The organism is Pseudonocardia benzenivorans CB1190 (assembly GCF_000196675.2).
Lineage (GTDB): Bacteria > Actinomycetota > Actinomycetes > Mycobacteriales > Pseudonocardiaceae > Pseudonocardia > Pseudonocardia benzenivorans.
Window position 1 is genome coordinate 1,643,893 of the sequence record NC_015312.1, and the last position, 17,492, is coordinate 1,661,384.

Here is a 17,492-nt window from a genome sequence, read left to right on the forward strand (position 1 = left end):
CCGGATCACCGGCCTAGATTCGGGGCATGACCACCGATCAGGCGGAGCAGGGCGCGTTCGTCCGGGCACCGCTGGGCGTGCAGGAGAGAATCACCGCGGACGGTTCGTCGCCGTGGCCCGTGGAGGCCGGCCGCTACCGGCTCGTCGTCGCGCGGGCGTGCCCGTGGGCGAACCGGACGGTGATCGTGCGCAGGCTCCTCGGCCTGGAGGACGCGTTCTCGCTGGGGATCGCCGGGCCGCTGCACGACGAGCGCAGCTGGCGGTTCCACAACGACCCCGGCGACAAGGACCCGGTGCTGGGCATCGAGTACCTCGGCGAGGCCTACCGCGCCGCCGACCCCGACTACTCCGCGGGCGTCACGGTGCCGGCGATGGTGGAGATCGCGAGCGGCAAGGTCGTCAGCAACGACTACGCGAACATGACGCTCGACTTCTCCACCCAGTGGACGGCGTTCCACCGTGACGGCGCCCCCGACCTCTACCCCGAGGCCCTGCGCGCCGAGATCGACGAGATCAACGAGGGCGTGTTCCACGACGTCAACAACGGCGTCTACAAGTGCGGGTTCGCCACCAGCCAGGAGGCCTACGACAAGGCCTACACCGCGCTGTTCCGACGGCTGGACCTGCTGGCCGACCGGCTCGCGACCCGTCGCTACCTGATGGGCGACACCATCACCGAGGCCGACGTGCGACTGTGGGTGACGCTCGCGCGGTTCGACGCCGTCTACCACGGCCACTTCAAGTGCAACCGGTCGAAACTCTCCGAGATGCCGGTGCTGTGGGCCTACGCCCGCGACCTGTTCCAGACGCCCGGCTTCGGCGACACGATCGACTTCGCCCAGATCAAGCAGCACTACTACGGCGTGCACCACCAGGTGAACCCGTCGGGCGTCGTGCCGCTGGGGCCCGACCTGCGCAACTGGCTCGACCCGCACGACCGGGAACAGCTGGGCGGGCGCCCCTTCGGCGACGGGACCCCGCCGGGCCCCGTCCGGGAGGGGGAGCGGGTCCCGCCGCTGTCGTGACCGGACACGCCCACGGGAGTGGGCCGGATGCCCCACGGCCGCGGCGCCTGGGACCATCGAGGTGATGTCCCCGCGCCGAACGCTCCGCCCCCGCCGTACGCGTGCCGTCGTCCCGATCCTCGTCGGACTCGTCGGCGGTGCCCTGCTCGGTGGCATCGGGGTCGCGGCGGGAGCGGGCGGCCCGGCGCTGACGTCGCAGGCCGTGCCGGCGACCGGCGCCGCCCAGCCCGGTGGCACACCGGCCGCGGCGGCCCCCACGACGGCGGCCGCCGAACCGGCCGCGCCGAGCTGCACCGGGCTCGTCGACGCGATGTCCACCCGCGACCGGTTGGCACAACGGCTCATGGTCGGCGTCGATCCGTCCGACCCGGCCGCGGCCGTCGCGCTCGTGAAGAGCTCGCACGTCGGCGGGATCTTCGTCGGCGGCAACCCGACCGCCCTGCTGCAGAACGGGAAGCTCGCCGCGGTGCAGGCGGCGTCACCGACGAAGGTCGCCGTCGCGGTCGACGACGAGGGCGGTCGAGTCCAGCGCATCGACGCGCTCGACGGCTCGATGCCCAGCGCCCGCGTCATGGCGAAGACGAAGACGCCCGACCAGGTGCGTGCCATCGCCAAGACGCGGGCGGCGGCGCTCGTGGCCCGCGGCGTGACGATGGACTTCGCCCCGGACGCCGACGTCAGCGACCAGCCGGCGAACGCCGTCATCGGCGACCGCTCGTTCTCGAACGATCCCGCCGTCGTCACCCGGTACGCGCAGGCGTTCGCCGAGGGGCTGCACGACGGCGGGATCACCGCGGTGCTCAAGCACTTCCCCGGGCACGGCCACTCCACCGGCGACTCGCACCTCGGCCGGGTGAGCGTCCCGCCGCTCGCGCAGCTGCGCACCGACGACCTGCTGCCCTACGCGAACCTCGTCGGGCCCGGGAAGCCGTTGCACGCCACGGGGGCCGCGGTCATGGTCGGGCACCTCGACGTCCCCGGCCTGACGACCGACCTGCCGTCTTCGCTCACCCCCGCCGTCTACGACCTGCTGCGCACCGACTACGGCTTCGACGGGATGGTCGTCACCGACGACCTCGGTGCCATGAAGGCGATCTCCGGGGAGTTCGCGCTGCCGCAGGCGACGGTCAAGGCGCTCGCGGCGGGGGCGGACATGGCGCTGTCGTCCGACGTCGGGCCGGTGACGCCGACCCTCGACGCGCTGCAGCGGGCGCTGGCCGACGGGACGTTGACCGCGCAGGCCAACGACCGCGCCGTCGCCCGCATCCTGGCGAACAAGGGCCTCTGCGGCTGAGCTGAGGCCCGGCCCGCCCCCCGGCGTTGCAGGAACGGCACTTTCCCGCAACTGGACTGCGGGAAAGTGCCGTTCCTGCAGTGCGGGCAGGCCCACCCCGCCGGACCTCGCCACTCACCGGGTCACGAGCGCAGGGCCTTCGCCATTCCGCGCTGGACGGCGTCGGCGAGGTAGGGGCGCAGCTGCGCGGGCGGGACGATCCGGTCGACCGACCCGACCTGCTGGGCGCGCTCGATGCTGTGCTTCGCGTCGAACTCCTCGGCCACCTGCCCCAGCTGCACCGACCGGACCTGGGCCCGCGTCTGCGCCAGCTCCGAGCGCAGCCGCGCCACCTCCGTCTGCACCCCCGTCTCGACGGCCTCCGCCAGCGCCGCCTCGAGTGCGGCGACGGCCGGGTCGGCCGCGGTGCGCCGGTTGACCTCGCCGGAGAAGACCACGGCGGCCGCGGGGGCGCCGCCGAGCACCGAGGCGTAGGAGCCCTCGATCGCGGCGACCTCCATGTTGTCGTTCAACGTCTTCGAGAAGACGACGAACGCGCCGCCGTGGTAGCGCGACACGACGCAGAACACGATCGGCCCGTCGAAGTTGACGACGGCCCGCCCGATCTCCGCGCCGTACTCCAGCTGCAGGCCACGCAGCGACTCGGGGGAGCCGTCGAAGCCCGACAGGTTGGCCAGCACCACGACGGGTCGGTTGCCGCTGGCGGCGTTGATCGCGCGGGCCATCTTCTTCGACGACCGCGGGAACAGCGTCCCGGCCGTCCACTGCGACGGGCCGTCGACGGGTGAGAGCCCGCGCCGCGCCAGCGGCCGTGACTCGATCCCCAGCAGCGCGACGGGCTGCCCGCCGAGGTGGGCGTCGAGCACGACGACGGACTCGGCGTCGTGCATGTCGGCCCAGCGTTCGAGCGTCGGGTGGTCGGCGTCCGCGACGCCGCGCAGCAGCGAGCGGATGTCGAAGGGCTTCTTGCGTTCGCGGTTGGTGGCCGGGGCGAACACCTCGCCGAGGCGGGTGAACTCGCAGCCCGCGCCGACGTGCGGGGAGTCGCTGATGTCGCGGTCCACCGGGTCGGAGGTGGGCGCCGGGCGCGGGAACCGCTCGCCCGGCGCGGTGTAGGTGTGCGCGTAGTGGGCGAGCAGCACGTCGACCGCCCCGGAGAGGTCGGGCGCCCAGTACTGCGCCTGCCCGTTGGGGCCCATGATCCGGTCGTAGCCGCCGATGCCGAAGTTGTCCTCGGCCGAGACCCCGCCGGAGTAGTCGAGCGACTGCTTGCCGGTGAGCACCATGGCGGAGTCGGGCGTCATGACGAGGATGCCCTTGGTGTGCATGAGCATCGTGGCCTCGGCGTTCCAGTACGGCTGGGCGCCGACGTTGATGCCGGTGACGACGACGTTGATCTCCCCGCCGTCCTGGGTGAACTCGACGATCGCCCGCAGCGCCCGGGAGATCCAGTCCATGTTCTCGACGCCGGAGTCCATCGCGATCTTCGCGCCCGCCGAGACGGCGAACCACTCGACCGGCGCGTCGAGCCGGCGTGCCAGGTCGATCGCGGCGACGACCCTGGCGCACTCGGGCTCGGCCAGCGCGCCGAGGGCCTTCGTCGGGTCGCCGATGACGACGACGCGCGTCATGCCCTCGGGGTAGCGCTCGGTCGCCGTCGTGACGACGCCGAGGACCAGGTTGGCGGTGTTGCCGCCCGGGGCGCGGTCGACGGGCACGGCCGTGCCCGACTCGTCGAGATCGTACTCGACGAAACGCCCGGGCGAGCCGACCGGGTCCGGGTTGCGCGAGACCAGGGGCACCAGCTCGTAGGGGTAGACGGCGCCGCGCCGGCGCGCCCGGATGACCTTCTGGGTGTAGGCGTCGAGCTCGCGCAGTGGCAGCGTCGGCGGCTCGGTGACGCGCAGCGTCAGCCCCGCGCCGGGCGGGCGGGACATGCGCAGCATGAGCTCGCGGGTGCCCTCCTCACCGGGGATGCTCGTGCGGAACTGGACGAGCACCTGCTCCAGGCCCAGCCCGTCGGTACGCGGCGCGAGCGTGCGGACGACGGCGTCGAGGTCCTGCAGCGGCACGTCGACGACGGGCCACACGTAGAGCAGCACCCGGTTCCAGTCGAGCTTGGCCGACCGCGGGTCCGCCGCCCGTGCCGCCCGCATGCTGTCCAGGCACGCGTCGAGGGTGCGCTCCAGCTCGGGCAGTCCGCTGATCGTGCCGGACTCGTCGCGGTCGAGGGTCAGCGCCCGGACGTCGGCCAACGCGATGAGCCGCTGGTCCTCGGGCAGCGTGCGGCCCTGGGCGCGGAACAGGTGCACGTCGACGGCGGACGGCAGCCGGGTCAGCTCGAACCCGGACAGCCGCCACACGCCGAGCCGCTCGGCGACCATCGGGTGCAGCCCGCGCAGGGTGCGGTCCTCGACGGGGGCGCCGTCGGGCCCGGCCCGGAAGGTGAACCACATCGTCGTCCCGTTGCCGTCGCCGTCGGCCCGGCGCACCGCGACGGCGACGCGGCCGACCGCCGCCGGGATCTGCCCGACCTTCGCCGCGATCCGCTCGGCGCGGGCGTCGGGTTCGGCGCCCGCGGAGTCGTCGGAGGTGACGTAGAGGTCGATGAGCGCGATGTTGCCGGGCGGCAGCGTGCCGATCATCCGGTGCAGGTCGGTGGAGACGGCGGCGGGTGCGTCGGCGCCCGGGTCGTCGACGCCGGCGCGGCCGCTGGCGACCGTCGCGAGGACGGTGTACGCGTGCCCGCCGGCGGTGTAGGACGTCGTGAGCAGCGGCCGGCCGTCGTGGTGGGCGACCTCGACCGGGGCGACGGGCCGGATCCGGTAGTAGCGGCGCGTCATCACCTCGAGCATCGCCGCGTGCTGCTGCTCGGTGAACACCTCGAGGATCGGCTCGCCGGCGGCGACGATCTCCTCGATCGCGGCCGCCCGCTCGGGCCCCTCGGCGGGCAGCGTGACGAGCCGCCGCGCGACCTCCTCCTGCACCGCGCGGCGGGCCTCGGTGATCCGCGGCGCGTCGAAGCAGCGGTAGCGCACCTGCCTCGCGACGTCGCCGACGACCGGGAAGCGCAGCTGCGTGGCCGTGACGAGGTTGTCGAGCATCTGCCGGTAGCGGTCGCGGGCGTCGGCGGGCAGCGCGTCGGGATGGTGCAGCCGCCACTGCAGCAGTTCGGAGAGCACGGCGGCCTGCGCGCGGGCGCGGCGGTGGGCCAGGAAGATCCGGTAGAGCGCCGGGCCGAGATCGGGCGAGGGCTCCAGGTCGGTCACGCCGTAGTGCGCCAGCGCGCGGCGCAGGCGGGTCCGGAACGACTCGGGCAGCCCTTCGGCGTCGGCGTCGCGCGAACGCAGGTAGGCGTAGAGGAACTCCTGGGGGTTGCGGGCCGCCTCGGCGTCGATCGTCGAGCCGTCGGGGGCCTCGCCGTCGGCCGCGCGACGGTTGCGCGACAGCGCCCCGAGGTCGGCGAAGATCTGCAGGACGTCGATCTCGCCCGCGACGGTGCGCGGGTCGCCCGCCGGCAGCTCCTCGCGGGCGGCGGCCAGCCGGGCCAGCAGCGGCCGGGCCTCCCGCTCGTCGACGTCGAACCCCAGGACCAGCGCGCGCAGCGCGGCGAGGGCGTCGGCGGCGCGGGTGGCCGGGTCGGCGGTCGCCGTGCGGTCGTCGAACGCGGCGAGGTCGACGCGGTCGACCGCGTCGCCCGCGGTGTCGCCGGACTCGTCGGGCTCCAGCCGCACGAGCTTCGTGCCGCCCTCGACCTGGGTGTTCGCGGCGACCAGGATCTCCGCGACCGTTCCGGACACCGGCGCGCGCAGCGCGGTCTCCAGCTTCATCGACTCGACGACCGCGAGCACGTCGCCCTCGGCGACGACGTCGCCCACCGACACCGGGATCGCGACGACCATCGCCGGCGCCGGCGCGCGGACCAGGCCCGCCTCGCCGCCGGAGATGCGGTGCACGGCCCCGTCGACCTCGACGAGGTAGTCGGGCCCCTGCGCGACCGAGAGCACCGAGTACGTGTGCCCGGCGACGGTGAGCCGCCGCTCGAACCGCCCGGAGCGCTCGACGTCGACGTCGACGGCCTGGGTGTCGCGCAGCCCCGGCGCGGCGGGCAGGTCGAGCTCGACGCGGTAGCGCCGCGGTCGCGACCGGGCCACCCGCAGCCGGTAGGACTGGCCGCCCGCACGGACGTCGACCTGGTACCAGGTCTCGTGCCCGACCTCGGGACGGCCGCGCTCGGCCGACAGGAACAGCCGCTGCTGCTGCCGCTCGACGTGCGCGTCGTGCGCCTCGACCGCCGTCGCCAGCAGTGCGACGTCGAGGCGCCGGGGCGGGGTGTAGCCGCCCGCCATCATCGTGTCGAGCCACGTCGTGTCCAGGTCGCCGGAGGCGACCTCGGGCCGGTCGAGCAGGTCGAGCAGGAACGCCTTGTTCGTGGTCCCGCCGTCGATCACCGCGGCGGTCTGCCGGACCGCCCGCGAGAGCCGGGCACGGGCCTCGTCGCGGTCGCGGCCCCACGCGATCACCTTGGCGATCATGGAGTCGAACTGCGACGGGATGACGTCGCCCGCCGCGACGCCGGTGTCGACGCGCACGCCCGGCCCGCTGGGCAGGGCGAGGTGCTCGATGCGGCCGGGGGCGGGGGCGAAGCCGCGCTCGGGGTCCTCGGCGGTGAGCCGGGCCTCGATGGCGTGCCCCCGCGGGGGCGGGGCCGACGGGGCGATCTCGGCCAGCGTCCCGCCGCCCGCGACGTGCAGCTGCAGCTTGACGATGTCGACGCCCGTCGTCGCCTCGGTGACGCAGTGCTCGACCTGCAGCCGGGTGTTGACCTCGAGGAACGACAGCAGCCGCTCCTTGGGCTCGTAGAGGAACTCGACGGTGCCCGCGTTGACGTAGCCGGCCGCGCGCACCAGTTCGGCCGCCGAGGTGCGCAGCAGCTGTTCCTGCTCGGCGTCCAGCGCCGTCGACGCCGACTCCTCGATGACCTTCTGGTTGCGCCGCTGCACCGAGCAGTCGCGCACGCCGAGCGTCCACACGTCGCCGGTGGCGTCGGCGACGACCTGCACCTCGACGTGGCGGCCGCCGCGGATCGCGCGCTCGAGGAAGACCGTCGCGTCACCGGCGGTCTTCGACGCCTCCGACGACGCGCGGGTGAAGGCCTCGTCGAGCTCGTCGGGTGACGTGACGAGCCGGATGCCGCGCCCGCCGCCGCCCGCGGTGGCCTTGACCATCAGGGGGTAGCCGATCGTCTCGGCGTGGCGGCGCGCCTCGGCGACGTCGGCCACCGGGCCGCCGCTCCACGCGGCCATCGGGACGCCCACCTGCGCGGCCAGCAGCTTCGACTCGATCTTGTCGCCCAGCCGGTGCATGACCTGCGACGACGGCCCGACGAACGTGATCCCGAGCCGCTCGCACAGCGCGACGAAGTCGGCCCGCTCGGACACGAAGCCCCAGCCCGGCCACACCGCGTCGGCACCGCAGGCGCGCAGCGCCCGCTCCAGCTCGGCGTAGTCCAGGTACGGGCTCGGCCCCATGTGGTCGGGGTCGTCGGGCCCGATGAGGACGGCCTCGTCCGCCTCCCGCACGAACATCGCCCGCGCGTCCACCGCGGTGTGGACCGCGATCACGTGCAGCTGCGGGTGCCCCTCGGCGTTCCACTCACGGACGGCGTTGATCAGTCGCATCGCGGGTTCTCCGCGGTTCACGACGGCCAGTCGCGAAAAGGGTCGGCTGGTCCGTGGGTTCATGCAGCGATCATCCTCGGGCTCGTCCTGGTGTGTTCGTCGAGTCGACGGTGATGCTCCTACGGATCGGTCCCCGGTGGCACCCCGGCCCGCGCAGCTCACGTCCGTACTGATCGGTAGCCCTGACGGGCCGCTCCGGCGACCCGAGCCGATGTGACGGGGGTCGCACAACCGTCCGTGTGGGCGACCCCGGCCGGGCGCGACATAGTCTGCGGCGATGGCCCGTGTGTCCTATGTCAGCGCCGACGCCGTCCCCGACGGAGACCCCCACGGCGTCGCCGCCGCCCTGCGCAGGCTCCCCGACCTGCACGTGTTCGGGATGGTGGCGAACGCGTCCTCGGCACTGCGGCCGTGGCTGCGCTACGGCGGCGTCCTGCTCAACGACCTGTCCGTCGACCCGCTGCTGCGGGAGCTGGTGATCATGCAGGTCGGCCGTCTCGCCGCGCGCTACGAGTGGGAGCAGCACGTCGGCATCGCGCGGGCCGCGGGTGCGACCGACGAGCAGGTCGACGCACTCGACCGCGGCGAGCTCACCGCGCCCTGCTTCGACGCCCGGCAGACCGCGACGCTGCACGTCGTCGCCGACCTCGTGCGCGACGGGCAGGTCCCCGACGACCGCTACGCCGCGCTCGCGGCCCACCTCGACGAGCGCGAGATCGTCGAGGTCATGCTGCTCGCCGGGCACTACCTCGGGCTCGCCCGGATGATGACGGCCCTGCGCATCGACCCGGACGACGCCGCGGAGCTCGGCGCGATCCGCGCCAGCACCTGACCGCCCGGCGCCCGGGCACCCGGTCGCGGGACGCGTCATCCCGCGGCCGCGGTCGCTCCCGCGGCCTGTGCGTCCCACATGCAGATGACGACGGCGACGACGAACACCTGCAGCTCCTCGGCCATCCTCGGCAGCTCGGCGCGCGCCCCGCCGCGCCACACGCTGAGCCTGCGGACCTCACCGACCGGCATGCCGTCCGGGCCGAGCAGGTCCTGCTCGCTGCCCCAGAACGAGCGGCGGCGGAACCGGTAGGTCGTGCCGTCGGACTCGCTGATCGACCAGTTCCTGCGGCCCACCCGCTCGGCGACGGCCAGCGGCTCGGAGAGCACGTCGTCGGATCCGAGCACGCGGCAGAGCTCGTAGTGGCTGCCGAACCGGCGGGCGACCACGCGGTAGGACCGTCCGTCGCGCGTCTCGAACGTGCCGCCGCCCCTCCACGTGCTGCTGTCGAACGTCGCGGCGGGTCGGCCGTCGAGCGTCACCGCGTAGTGCGACCGCCAGAACCCGGTCTTCTCCGCCCTGACCGTCACTCCGGTCACCCCCTGTCGGCTCCCGACCCCACCAAATCGGGCACCGTCGCGCAACAACGGACCGTCCGGTCGGTCGGGAGGCTGCGCCGCGGACGCCGGGCGTGCATCATCGGCGGCGTGGACTTCGCCGAGGACGACGATCACCGTGCAATCCGTGAGGGGGTGCGCACCGTCTGCCGTGACTTCGGCGACGAGTACTGGCGCGCCTGCGACGCCGAGCACCGCTTCCCGTGGGACTTCTACAAGGCCATGGCCGAGGGCGGCTGGATCGGCATCGCGATCCCCGAGGAGTACGGCGGCGGTGGGCGCGGCATCACCGAGGCCTCGATCGTGCTGGAGGAGGTCGCCGCGTCCGGCGCCGGGATGAACGGCGCCAGCGCGATCCATCTGTCGGTGTTCGGGATGAACCCCGTCGTCAAGTACGGCAGCGAGGAGATGCGGGAGCGCTACCTCCCGCGGGTCGCGTCGGGCGACCTGCACGTCGCGTTCGGGGTGACCGAGCCGGACTCGGGGACCGACACGACGTCGATCACGACGCGGGCCCGGCTCGACGGCGACCACTACGTCGTTCGCGGCCAGAAGGTGTGGACGTCGAAGGCCGGCGACTGCGAGAAGGTCCTGCTGCTGGTGCGCACCACGCCGATCGAGGAGTGCGCCAAGCGCACCGACGGCATGACGCTGCTGCTGGCCGACCTGCAGGTCCCCGAGGTCGACATCCGGCCGATCCCCAAGCTGGGCCGCAACGCCGTCGCGTCCAACGAGACCCGGTACGACGACCTGCGCGTCCCCGTCACCGACCGCGTCGGCGAGGAGGGCAAGGGCTTCCGCTACCTCCTCGACGGGCTCAACCCCGAGCGCATCCTCATCGCGTCCGAGGCCCTCGGCATCGGGCGGGTGTCGGTGCGGCGGGCGGTCGAGTACGCGAACGGCCGCGAGGTGTTCGGCCGTCCGATCGGCAAGAACCAGGGCATCGCGTTCCCGCTGGCCGAGGCGCACATGAAGCTGCGGGCGGCGGAGCTCGCGATCCGTGAGGCGTCGTGGCGCTACGACGCCGGCCTGCCGTGCGGCGAGCAGGCGAACACCGCCAAGTACCTCGCCGCGGAGGCCGGGCACTACGCGGCCGACCGCGCGATGCAGACCCACGGCGGTTTCGGCTACGCCGACGAGTACGACGTCGGGCGCTGGTGGAGCGAGTCGCGACTGATGAAGATCGCCCCGATCTCGCAGGAGATGGTGCTGAACTACGTCGCCGAGCACGTGCTGGGGCTGCCGCGGTCGTACTGAGCCCCCTAATCTCTGGCGGCGTGGAGATCCTGAGCAGCCGCGCGATCCTGCGGCCCGCCGATCCCGACGCCGCGCTGCGCTTCTACCGCGACGTCCTCGGGCTGGCGGTGTACCGCGAGTTCCCCGGCGGCACGGTGTTCTTCCTGGGCAACGGGCTGCTGGAGGTGTCCGCGCACGCCGCCGAACCCGGCGCCGAGGGTGCGACCCCCGACGCCGAGGGGGCCGGGCTGCGGCTGTGGCTGCAGGTGCGCGACCTCGCCGCCACCCACACCGGGCTCGCCGACCGGGGCGTGCGCGTACTGCGCGAACCCCGCCGCGAGCCCTGGGGTCTCGACGAGATGTGGATCGCCGACCCCGACGGCACCCGGATCGTCATCGTGGAGGTACCGCCGGAGCACCCGATCCGCCGCGACGTCCGCTGAGCCCGCTGTGAGCGGCGATGGTCGCCAGGGCGACCATCGCCACGCACGACCTGGGCACGTCGCCTCTTCTCAGGACGTCGACGTACCCTCGACCGCGGTCTTGATCTCGGCCAACGTCTGCTCCAGGCCGGCGCGGATGCCGGGGCCGTCGGCCCGCTCGGTGTGCAGCCGCACGGTGACCGTCGCGTCCCCCGGCGTGCCGCCGACCTCCAGCGCGCCGCCGTAGCCGTTCGGGCCCTCCGAGCCCCATGAGAGCGTGCGGGCGTCGCGGTCGGCGTCGATCCACGCCTCGCCCTCGCGGCGGGTCCCCTCGACCTCGGCGACGACGCGCACCTCCTCGTGGCCGTGGGAGCGCTCGCCGGTCGGCTCGGCCTCGCGCATCGCCGCGAAGTAGTCGGGCAGGTGGTGCACGTCGGAGAGGTAGTCGAACAGCGCGTCGGGGTCCGCCGCGACGGTGGTGCGGTGCTCGTAGTCGCCCATGGCCCGCGGGTACCCCGGGCGCCGGCCGCGAACCGCCCTACGCGGGCGGGTCGATCCAGGCCTGCAGGATCGGTCCGAGCCGGTCGACGAGCGCCGCCGGCGACTCGGCGACCATCCCGGGCGCGGTCAGCAGCAGTCGCAGGGCACCCAGCCCGATCAGCTGCGCGCACACCAGTTCCGCGCGCAGCCGTGCGTCCGGGCCGGCGAGCCGGGCCGCGAGCGGACCGACCAGCCGCCGTTCCAGCTCCTCGACGATGCGTTCCCCGCCCGGCCGCGGGCCCGTCAGCACCACGCGCAGCAGCGGATCGACCTGAGCGCGGTCGTGCATGTCGAGCAGCGCCGCGACGAGGTGCCGGCCGAGGTCGGCGTTCGGGGCGTCGAGCAGCGCGGCGGTCTCGGCCTCCAGGTCGGCCGCCGCGGTGAGCAGGCCCTCCTTGCTGCCGAAGTACTTCACCAGCAGCGCCGCGCTGACGTCGGCCTCGGCGGCGATGGCGCGCAACGTCGCACCGGCGTAGCCGTGCACGCTGAAGTGCCGGCGCGCGGCGCGCAGCAGCGCCTCCCGGGTGTCGGCGGCACAGCGGCGTTCCCCGGCCGGCCGGGTGGCCGCGACCGTGCCGCTCATGCCGCCCTCAGCGTCGCCCGCGCCGGGTCGCCGTGTCCGGTGCCACCGTGTCCGGTGCCGCCGTGCCCGGTGGTGCAGTCGCCGGGGCCGTCGCTACCGGTGTGGTCGTCGCCGGTGTCCTCGCCCGCGGCGGACGGGGTGACGGCGGCCAGCGCCGTCCCGACCAGCGCCGTCGCCGCGGCCACGACGAAGACGATCGTGTACGCCCGCGGCGGGACGGCGAGCCCGCCCGCGTGCAGGGTCATCGCCGACGTGATCGCCGCGATGACAGCCGTGCACGTCGACGTCCCGAGCTGGCGCATCAGCGTGTTGAGGCTGTTGGCCGCGGCGGTCTCGGACTGCGGGACCGCCCGGATGACCAGCAGCGGCAGCGCCGAGTAGGCCATCGCGCAGCCGATCGCGATGATCGTCATCGCGACGATGACCATGCCCAGTCCCCGGGGCAGGGCGGCCGAGGCGAGGTTGCCGGCGACCAGCAGGATGCCGCCGAGCACGAGCGTCGTCCGGGGGCCGCGCCAGGCCGAGATCCGCGCCGACACCGGCGAGAGCAGCGCCATCGCACCCCCCATCGGCAGCATCGCGACGCCGGCGGCCACGAGCGAGAGCCCGAACCCGTAGCCGCTCGCGGGGGAGGCCTGCAGGATCTGCGTCGTCATCACGAACGAGGCGAACATCGCGAAGCCGACGAGCACCGTCGTGATGTTGGTGAGCAGCAACGCGGGGCGTGCGGTGACCCGCAGGTCGACGAGCGGGCCCGGCGTCCGCAGCTGGTGACGGCCCCACAGCGGGAACACGACGGCCGCCGCCGCGAGCAGTCCGAGCACGACCGGGCTGCGCCAGCCCCACTCCGAGCCCTTGGAGATCGGCAGCAGCACGCAGACCAGGCCGAGCGTCACACCGACGGCCCCGAGCAGATCGAACCGGCCGCCGCTGCGCACCGCGGACTCCGGGACGACGGTCCTCACCGCGACGGTCAGCGCCAGCCCGAGCAGCCCGACGCCGAGGAACAGGTACCGCCACGACACGACCTCCGCGACGACGCCCGCCAGCGGCAGCCCGACCGCCGCGCCGATGCCCAGCGACGAGCTCATCAGCGCGATGCCGCCGCCGACCCGCTCCTCGGGGAGCTCGTCGCGCAGGATGCTGATCCCCAGCGCGATGACGCCGAACGACGCCCCCTGCAGCACCCGCCCGACCAGCAGCACCCCGATGGTCGGGGCGACGGCGCCCAGCACCGATCCCGCCGTGACCAGGACCAACGACGACAGCAGCATCCGGCGCTTGCCGTACATGTCGCCGAGCCGGCCGAGGACCGGGGCCGACACCGCACCCGCGACGAGCGTCGCCGTGATCAGCCACGAGACCGTCGAGCCGGTCGTGTGCAGCAGCTGCGGGAACTGCGGCAGCAGCGGCACGACGAGGGTCTGCACGAGCGCGACCGCGAGGCCGCTCGAGCACAGGACGGCGGTGACGACGGCGGGACGAGCTCGGCGGGGCGCGACTGTCGCCACATGTGCTCCAATTCGGGTGAACACGAGTTCACCTGATAGAGGACCATGTCCCGCACACTTCGCACAACTCGGGCACCGGCATCGCGGACAAGGTCACGTTCCGACCAGCGCGGCCCACACGACGATGTTGTCGACGTAACCCTGCGTCCCCGGATCGAACCGGCCCCCGCAGGTGACCAGCCGCAGCCCGGCGCCCGGCAGGTCGCCGTAGACCTGCGCGGTGGGGAAGCGGTCCTTGGCGACGCGCCGCACCGTCTGCACCTCGAACGTCGCGACAGAGCCGTCGAGCCGGGCGACGTCGACGAGGTCGCCCGGGGTCAACGCGCCGATCCGGGCGAACGCACCGACCCGGTGGTGCCAGTCGACGTGCCCGGCGACGACCGCGGGCCCGAGCGCTCCCGGGTCCGGGCCGCCGGTGTACCAGCCCGCGACCGCGGCGTCCGGCGGCAGGGCGAGGGCTCCGGTGGCGTCGAGGCCGAGCGGGACGACCGGTGCGTCGAGACCGATCGCCGGGGCGGTGACCCGCGCCGGAACGGCGGGGACCAGCGGTGCGGCGGCGGGGCGCGTCGTCGGACGCTCGGGGGAGGCGACCCCGCCCGCCAGTGGCCCCTCCGAGGTGGCGAGGGGTGCGAGTGCCAGCGCCGCGGCACACAGGACCGCCGCCCACGCACGGTTCAGCGGCGCTCCCCGGCGTGCTCCGGCCGCTGTGCGCGGCGATGGTCGCCCTGGCGACCATCGCCACTCACGACCTCGTCGTGCGCCGTCGGCGCGACCTGGCCGGGCGCCGGCGCGACCTCGTCGGGCGTCGGTTCGGCGGTGTCGTCGGGCCCGCGGCGCGGGGCGGGGATCGGGGCAGCCGGGGGACGGCGCTCGTGGTCCGCCGGCGACGTGGTGGTCACGGTCCTGCCCCGGACGCCCGCGATCAGCATCCGTCCCGACGCCACCACCGTCGCGATCCCCACGATCGCCAGCACGACGACCATCGCGAGCCCGCCGACGAACGCGGCGCCGCCCGCCCGGTCGAGCGTCACGGTCATCGACGTGCTCGGGTCGGCCGCCGCGGCGGCCGACCCGTCACCGGCGGGGACCGCTCCCAGCGGGATCAGCGGCACCTGAGCGGACGAGGACGGGGCCACCGGGGGCACGGAGACGGGCGCCGGGTACGGGTGGTCCTCGCAGGCACGACCGTCGTGGTCGGGGTCGAGGAGCGCCCGGTCGCCAGCGCCGGAGTCGAGGGCGGCCTGCGCTGCGGCCTGGTCGGGGAACTCGGCGCAGCCGGGCGCCTGGGCAGGGGCTCGCGCGGCGAGATCGCGCGCTGCGACGGTGGCGGGTGCCGCGCCGGGGGCGAGCACCGCGACCGCGACGGGTGCAGCGACGGTGCGGGCGAGTGTCGACGCGGCGGCGCGGGCCGCGACGGTGCCGGCGAGGGCCGGCGCGGCGGCGGGGGCCGCGACGGTGCCGGCGAGGGCCGGCGCGGTGGCGGGGGCGGCGACGGCGGCGAGGGTCGACGTGGGGGCGGGGTCCGCGGCGGCCGGACCCGCCAGGACGGCGCCGGTCAGCGGGAAGGCCACGACGGCGAGCACGGTCGTCGCGGTCAGCCGTCCGGTCCGGTTTCCGGGTAGCACGAAGAGACCCCTCCTCGGTCGTCGGGTCGGGGGAGCTGCGGGTCGGTATCGGTGGCGGAACGTTAGCGTCGACGGCCCGCGACCAGCGTCGATGTCACCCGATACGGCATCGCCCGATGTGGTGGGCGACGCTGCGTCGACGATCACCCCCGGACGCGCGCACCGGTCAGGGGTGAGCGACGCTGGACGGGTGATCGTCGACCCGTCGCCGGAGTTCCGGCAGTTCTGGACCGAGCGCCATCTCTGCGTCCTCGTCACGCCGCGTCGCGACGGCAGCCCGCACGTGGTGCCGGTCGGCGTGACGCTCGACGTCGAGCAGGGGATCGCGCGCGTCATCTGCTCGGGGACGTCGCAGAAGGCACGCAACGTCGCGGCGGGTGGGGCGGCGGGGGTGCGGGCCGTCGTGTCGCAGGTCGACGGGCCGAGGTGGTCGAGCCTCGAGGGTGTCGCCGTGCTGCGCACCGACCGCGACTCGGTCGCCGACGCCGAGCACCGCTACGCGCAGCGCTACCGGGTCCCGCGGGTCAACCCGCGCCGTGTCGTCGTCGAGATCACGCTCGACCGGATGCTCGGGATGCGCTGACCCCTGTCGAGCGCGGCTGTCCTGCGGCAGACTGGAACGGTTCAGACCCGCGTCCCGGCGTCGCGACGTGGCCCCGACGAGCTGCGTGCGCCACGGGCGCGCGAGGGACGCCCATGAGCGAAGCCGCCCCCCACCTCGACCTGGTCGGACCACCCCCGACGAGCGCCGGGACCGCACCCGACCTCTCGATCGAGACCCTCGGCCCCGGCCGCATCGTCTCGCCGCTGGAGCCACTGCTGCACGCCCGCCGGACCAGCGAGCACTACGTCGACGAGGACGACCGCGTCCTGCTCGACGACACCGTCGCGGGCATCGCCGCGCGCGGCGGCCGGCTCGAGGACCTACCGGGGATGGAACCGTGCGGGCCGCGGCGGAGCATCTTCTTCGACCCGTCGAAGACCCGTGCCGGGATCGTGACCTGCGGCGGCCTGTGCCCCGGGCTCAACGACGTCATCGCGGGCCTCGTCCGCAGTCTCACGTACCACTACAAGGTGCGGCGGGTGATCGGCTTCCGCAACGGCTACCAGGGGTTCGTCCCCGCCTACGGCCACGACGTCGTCGAGCTGACCCCGGACTCCGTGCGCGACATCCCCGTCGACGGGGGCACCGTCCTCGGCACCTCACGCGGCCACCAGGACCCGGAGGAGATCGTCGACTGCCTGGAGAACACGCACGTCAACGTCCTGTTCGTCGTCGGCGGGGACGGGTCGATGCGCGGCGCCATGGAGATCGCGCGCGTCGTGCGGGAGCGAGGGCTGCGGATCGCCGTCGTCGGCATCCCGAAGACGATCGACAACGACATCCCCTACATCGACCAGAGCTTCGGCTTCCAGACGGCGTTCGTGCTGGCGAGCGACGCCATCCGGGCGGCGCGGGTCGAGGCGAAGTCGACGGCCAACGGCGTCGGGCTGGTCAAGCTGATGGGCCGGCACTCGGGCTTCATCGCCTGCTATGCGGCGCTGGCCCGCAGCGACGCCGACGTCGTGCTGATCCCCGAGGTGCCGTTCGCGCTCGAGGGCGACGGCGGGCTGCTCGCCCACGTCCGGCGGCGCGTCGCCGAGCGCGGGCACGCCGTCGTCGTCGTGGCGGAGGGTGCGGGTCAGGACCTGGTGGCGACCGGCCCGACCGTCGCCGACGCGTCCGGCAACGCCCGGCTCACCGACATCGGCCCGTACCTGCGCCGGCGGATCGTCGACGACTTCGAGGCCGCGGGCATCGAGACCGCCGTCCGCTACATCGACCCGAGCTACGCCATCCGCAGCGTGCCGGCCAACCCCTACGACAGCGTCTACTGCACCCGGCTCTCGCAGGCGGCCGTACACGCGGCGATGTCGGGCCGGACGGCGATGGTCGTCGGACGGTACCGGCGCCGGTTCGTGCACATCCCGATGCGGCTCGCGGTGAGCAGGCGCAATCAGGTGGACCCGCACGGTGACCTGTGGATGTCCGTCCTGGAGTCGACGGGCCAGCCCCCGCAGCTGGCCTGAGCCCCCTCCCCGCCCCTCCGCGCCCCTCCGCCCCTGCCCCTCCTTCCCGCACGAACGGCCCTTTGCCGCCACTCAGTTGCGCGAAAGGGCCGTTCGTGCGACCCGGCCGGGACCGA

The 17,492-nt window shown here is 74.2% G+C and carries 14 protein-coding genes; 7 read left to right on the top strand and 7 right to left on the bottom strand.

Features of this window, described 5'->3' with window-relative positions; genetic code table 11:
* Nucleotides 1-26: 26 nt before the first annotated feature.
* Together PSED_RS07990 and PSED_RS07995 are read left to right on the top strand one after the other, a co-directional pair.
* Entirely contained in the window at nt 27-1,025 is a 999-nt protein-coding gene (locus PSED_RS07990) for a glutathione S-transferase family protein (protein WP_013673741.1), read from the top strand.
* A gap of 64 nt (nt 1,026-1,089) precedes the next feature.
* Nucleotides 1,090-2,319, top strand: coding sequence for a glycoside hydrolase family 3 N-terminal domain-containing protein (locus PSED_RS07995; RefSeq protein ID WP_013673742.1), 1,230 nt, complete (start codon nt 1,090-1,092; stop codon nt 2,317-2,319).
* 122 nt (nt 2,320-2,441) lie between these two features.
* Here the strand turns inward: PSED_RS07995 and PSED_RS08000 are convergent, their stop codons facing one another.
* The gene (locus PSED_RS08000) at nt 2,442-8,063 is read right to left on the bottom strand and encodes an ATP-binding protein (RefSeq protein ID WP_013673743.1); all 5,622 of its coding nucleotides are present in this window, start codon (nt 8,061-8,063) and stop codon (nt 2,442-2,444) included.
* Between the two features lie 214 nt (nt 8,064-8,277).
* Here PSED_RS08000 and PSED_RS08005 point away from each other — a divergent pair, with 214 nt between their 5' ends.
* Complete coding sequence (locus PSED_RS08005) at nt 8,278-8,832, top strand: carboxymuconolactone decarboxylase family protein (RefSeq protein ID WP_013673744.1); 555 nt, start codon at nt 8,278-8,280, stop codon at nt 8,830-8,832.
* A gap of 35 nt (nt 8,833-8,867) precedes the next feature.
* Here PSED_RS08005 and PSED_RS08010 read toward each other — a convergent pair whose 3' ends face one another.
* Nucleotides 8,868-9,362, bottom strand: coding sequence for a hypothetical protein (locus PSED_RS08010; protein WP_049803334.1), 495 nt, complete (start codon nt 9,360-9,362; stop codon nt 8,868-8,870).
* A gap of 117 nt (nt 9,363-9,479) precedes the next feature.
* Here PSED_RS08010 and PSED_RS08015 point away from each other — a divergent pair, with 117 nt between their 5' ends.
* On the top strand, nt 9,480-10,646 hold the full coding sequence (locus PSED_RS08015) for an acyl-CoA dehydrogenase family protein (RefSeq protein ID WP_013673746.1): 1,167 nt from the start codon (nt 9,480-9,482) through the stop codon (nt 10,644-10,646).
* 20 nt (nt 10,647-10,666) lie between these two features.
* On the top strand, nt 10,667-11,068 hold the full coding sequence (locus tag PSED_RS08020) for a VOC family protein (protein ID WP_013673747.1): 402 nt from the start codon (nt 10,667-10,669) through the stop codon (nt 11,066-11,068).
* 69 nt (nt 11,069-11,137) lie between these two features.
* Here PSED_RS08020 and PSED_RS08025 read toward each other — a convergent pair whose 3' ends face one another.
* The 5 genes from PSED_RS08025 to PSED_RS08045 all read right to left on the bottom strand — a co-directional run bounded on the left by PSED_RS08025 (nt 11,138) and on the right by PSED_RS08045 (nt 15,306).
* A complete protein-coding gene (locus tag PSED_RS08025) occupies nt 11,138-11,548 on the bottom strand; it encodes an SRPBCC family protein (protein ID WP_013673748.1) in 411 nt (136 codons plus the stop codon).
* A 37-nt stretch (nt 11,549-11,585) separates the two neighbouring features.
* The gene (locus tag PSED_RS08030; RefSeq protein WP_013673749.1) at nt 11,586-12,170 is read right to left on the bottom strand and encodes a TetR/AcrR family transcriptional regulator; all 585 of its coding nucleotides are present in this window, start codon (nt 12,168-12,170) and stop codon (nt 11,586-11,588) included.
* Nucleotides 12,167-13,681: an MFS transporter gene (locus tag PSED_RS08035; RefSeq protein ID WP_013673750.1), complete on the bottom strand. Its 1,515-nt coding sequence runs from the start codon at nt 13,679-13,681 to the stop codon at nt 12,167-12,169. Before PSED_RS08035 ends, PSED_RS08030 begins: the two co-directional genes overlap by 4 nt.
* Nucleotides 13,682-13,774: 93 nt before the next feature.
* Complete coding sequence (locus PSED_RS08040) at nt 13,775-14,359, bottom strand: class F sortase (protein ID WP_041759403.1); 585 nt, start codon at nt 14,357-14,359, stop codon at nt 13,775-13,777.
* Nucleotides 14,356-15,306 carry a hypothetical protein gene (locus PSED_RS08045; protein WP_013673751.1) on the bottom strand — a complete coding sequence of 317 codons (951 nt, stop codon included), beginning with the start codon at nt 15,304-15,306 and terminating at the stop codon, nt 14,356-14,358. The genes PSED_RS08040 and PSED_RS08045 overlap by 4 nt, the downstream gene beginning before the upstream one ends.
* Before the next feature lie 190 nt (nt 15,307-15,496).
* On the opposite strand from PSED_RS08045, the gene PSED_RS08050 reads away from it, so the two are divergent.
* Together PSED_RS08050 and PSED_RS08055 are read left to right on the top strand one after the other, a co-directional pair.
* The gene (locus PSED_RS08050; protein ID WP_013673752.1) at nt 15,497-15,889 is read left to right on the top strand and encodes a TIGR03618 family F420-dependent PPOX class oxidoreductase; all 393 of its coding nucleotides are present in this window, start codon (nt 15,497-15,499) and stop codon (nt 15,887-15,889) included.
* Between the two features lie 113 nt (nt 15,890-16,002).
* The gene (locus PSED_RS08055) at nt 16,003-17,376 is read left to right on the top strand and encodes an ATP-dependent 6-phosphofructokinase (protein WP_013673753.1); all 1,374 of its coding nucleotides are present in this window, start codon (nt 16,003-16,005) and stop codon (nt 17,374-17,376) included.
* Nucleotides 17,377-17,492 lie beyond the last annotated feature (116 nt).

Coding starts and splice junctions, on each gene's coding strand:
- PSED_RS07990 (WP_013673741.1), top strand. CDS start 27: ATGACCACCGATCAGGCGGAGCAGGGCGCGTTCGTCCGGGCACCGCTG.
- PSED_RS08030 (WP_013673749.1), bottom strand. CDS start 12,170: ATGAGCGGCACGGTCGCGGCCACCCGGCCGGCCGGGGAACGCCGCTGT.
- PSED_RS08055 (WP_013673753.1), top strand. CDS start 16,003: ATGAGCGAAGCCGCCCCCCACCTCGACCTGGTCGGACCACCCCCGACG.
- PSED_RS07995 (WP_013673742.1), top strand. CDS start 1,090: ATGTCCCCGCGCCGAACGCTCCGCCCCCGCCGTACGCGTGCCGTCGTC.
- PSED_RS08000 (WP_013673743.1), bottom strand. CDS start 8,063: ATGAACCCACGGACCAGCCGACCCTTTTCGCGACTGGCCGTCGTGAAC.
- PSED_RS08025 (WP_013673748.1), bottom strand. CDS start 11,548: ATGGGCGACTACGAGCACCGCACCACCGTCGCGGCGGACCCCGACGCG.
- PSED_RS08005 (WP_013673744.1), top strand. CDS start 8,278: ATGGCCCGTGTGTCCTATGTCAGCGCCGACGCCGTCCCCGACGGAGAC.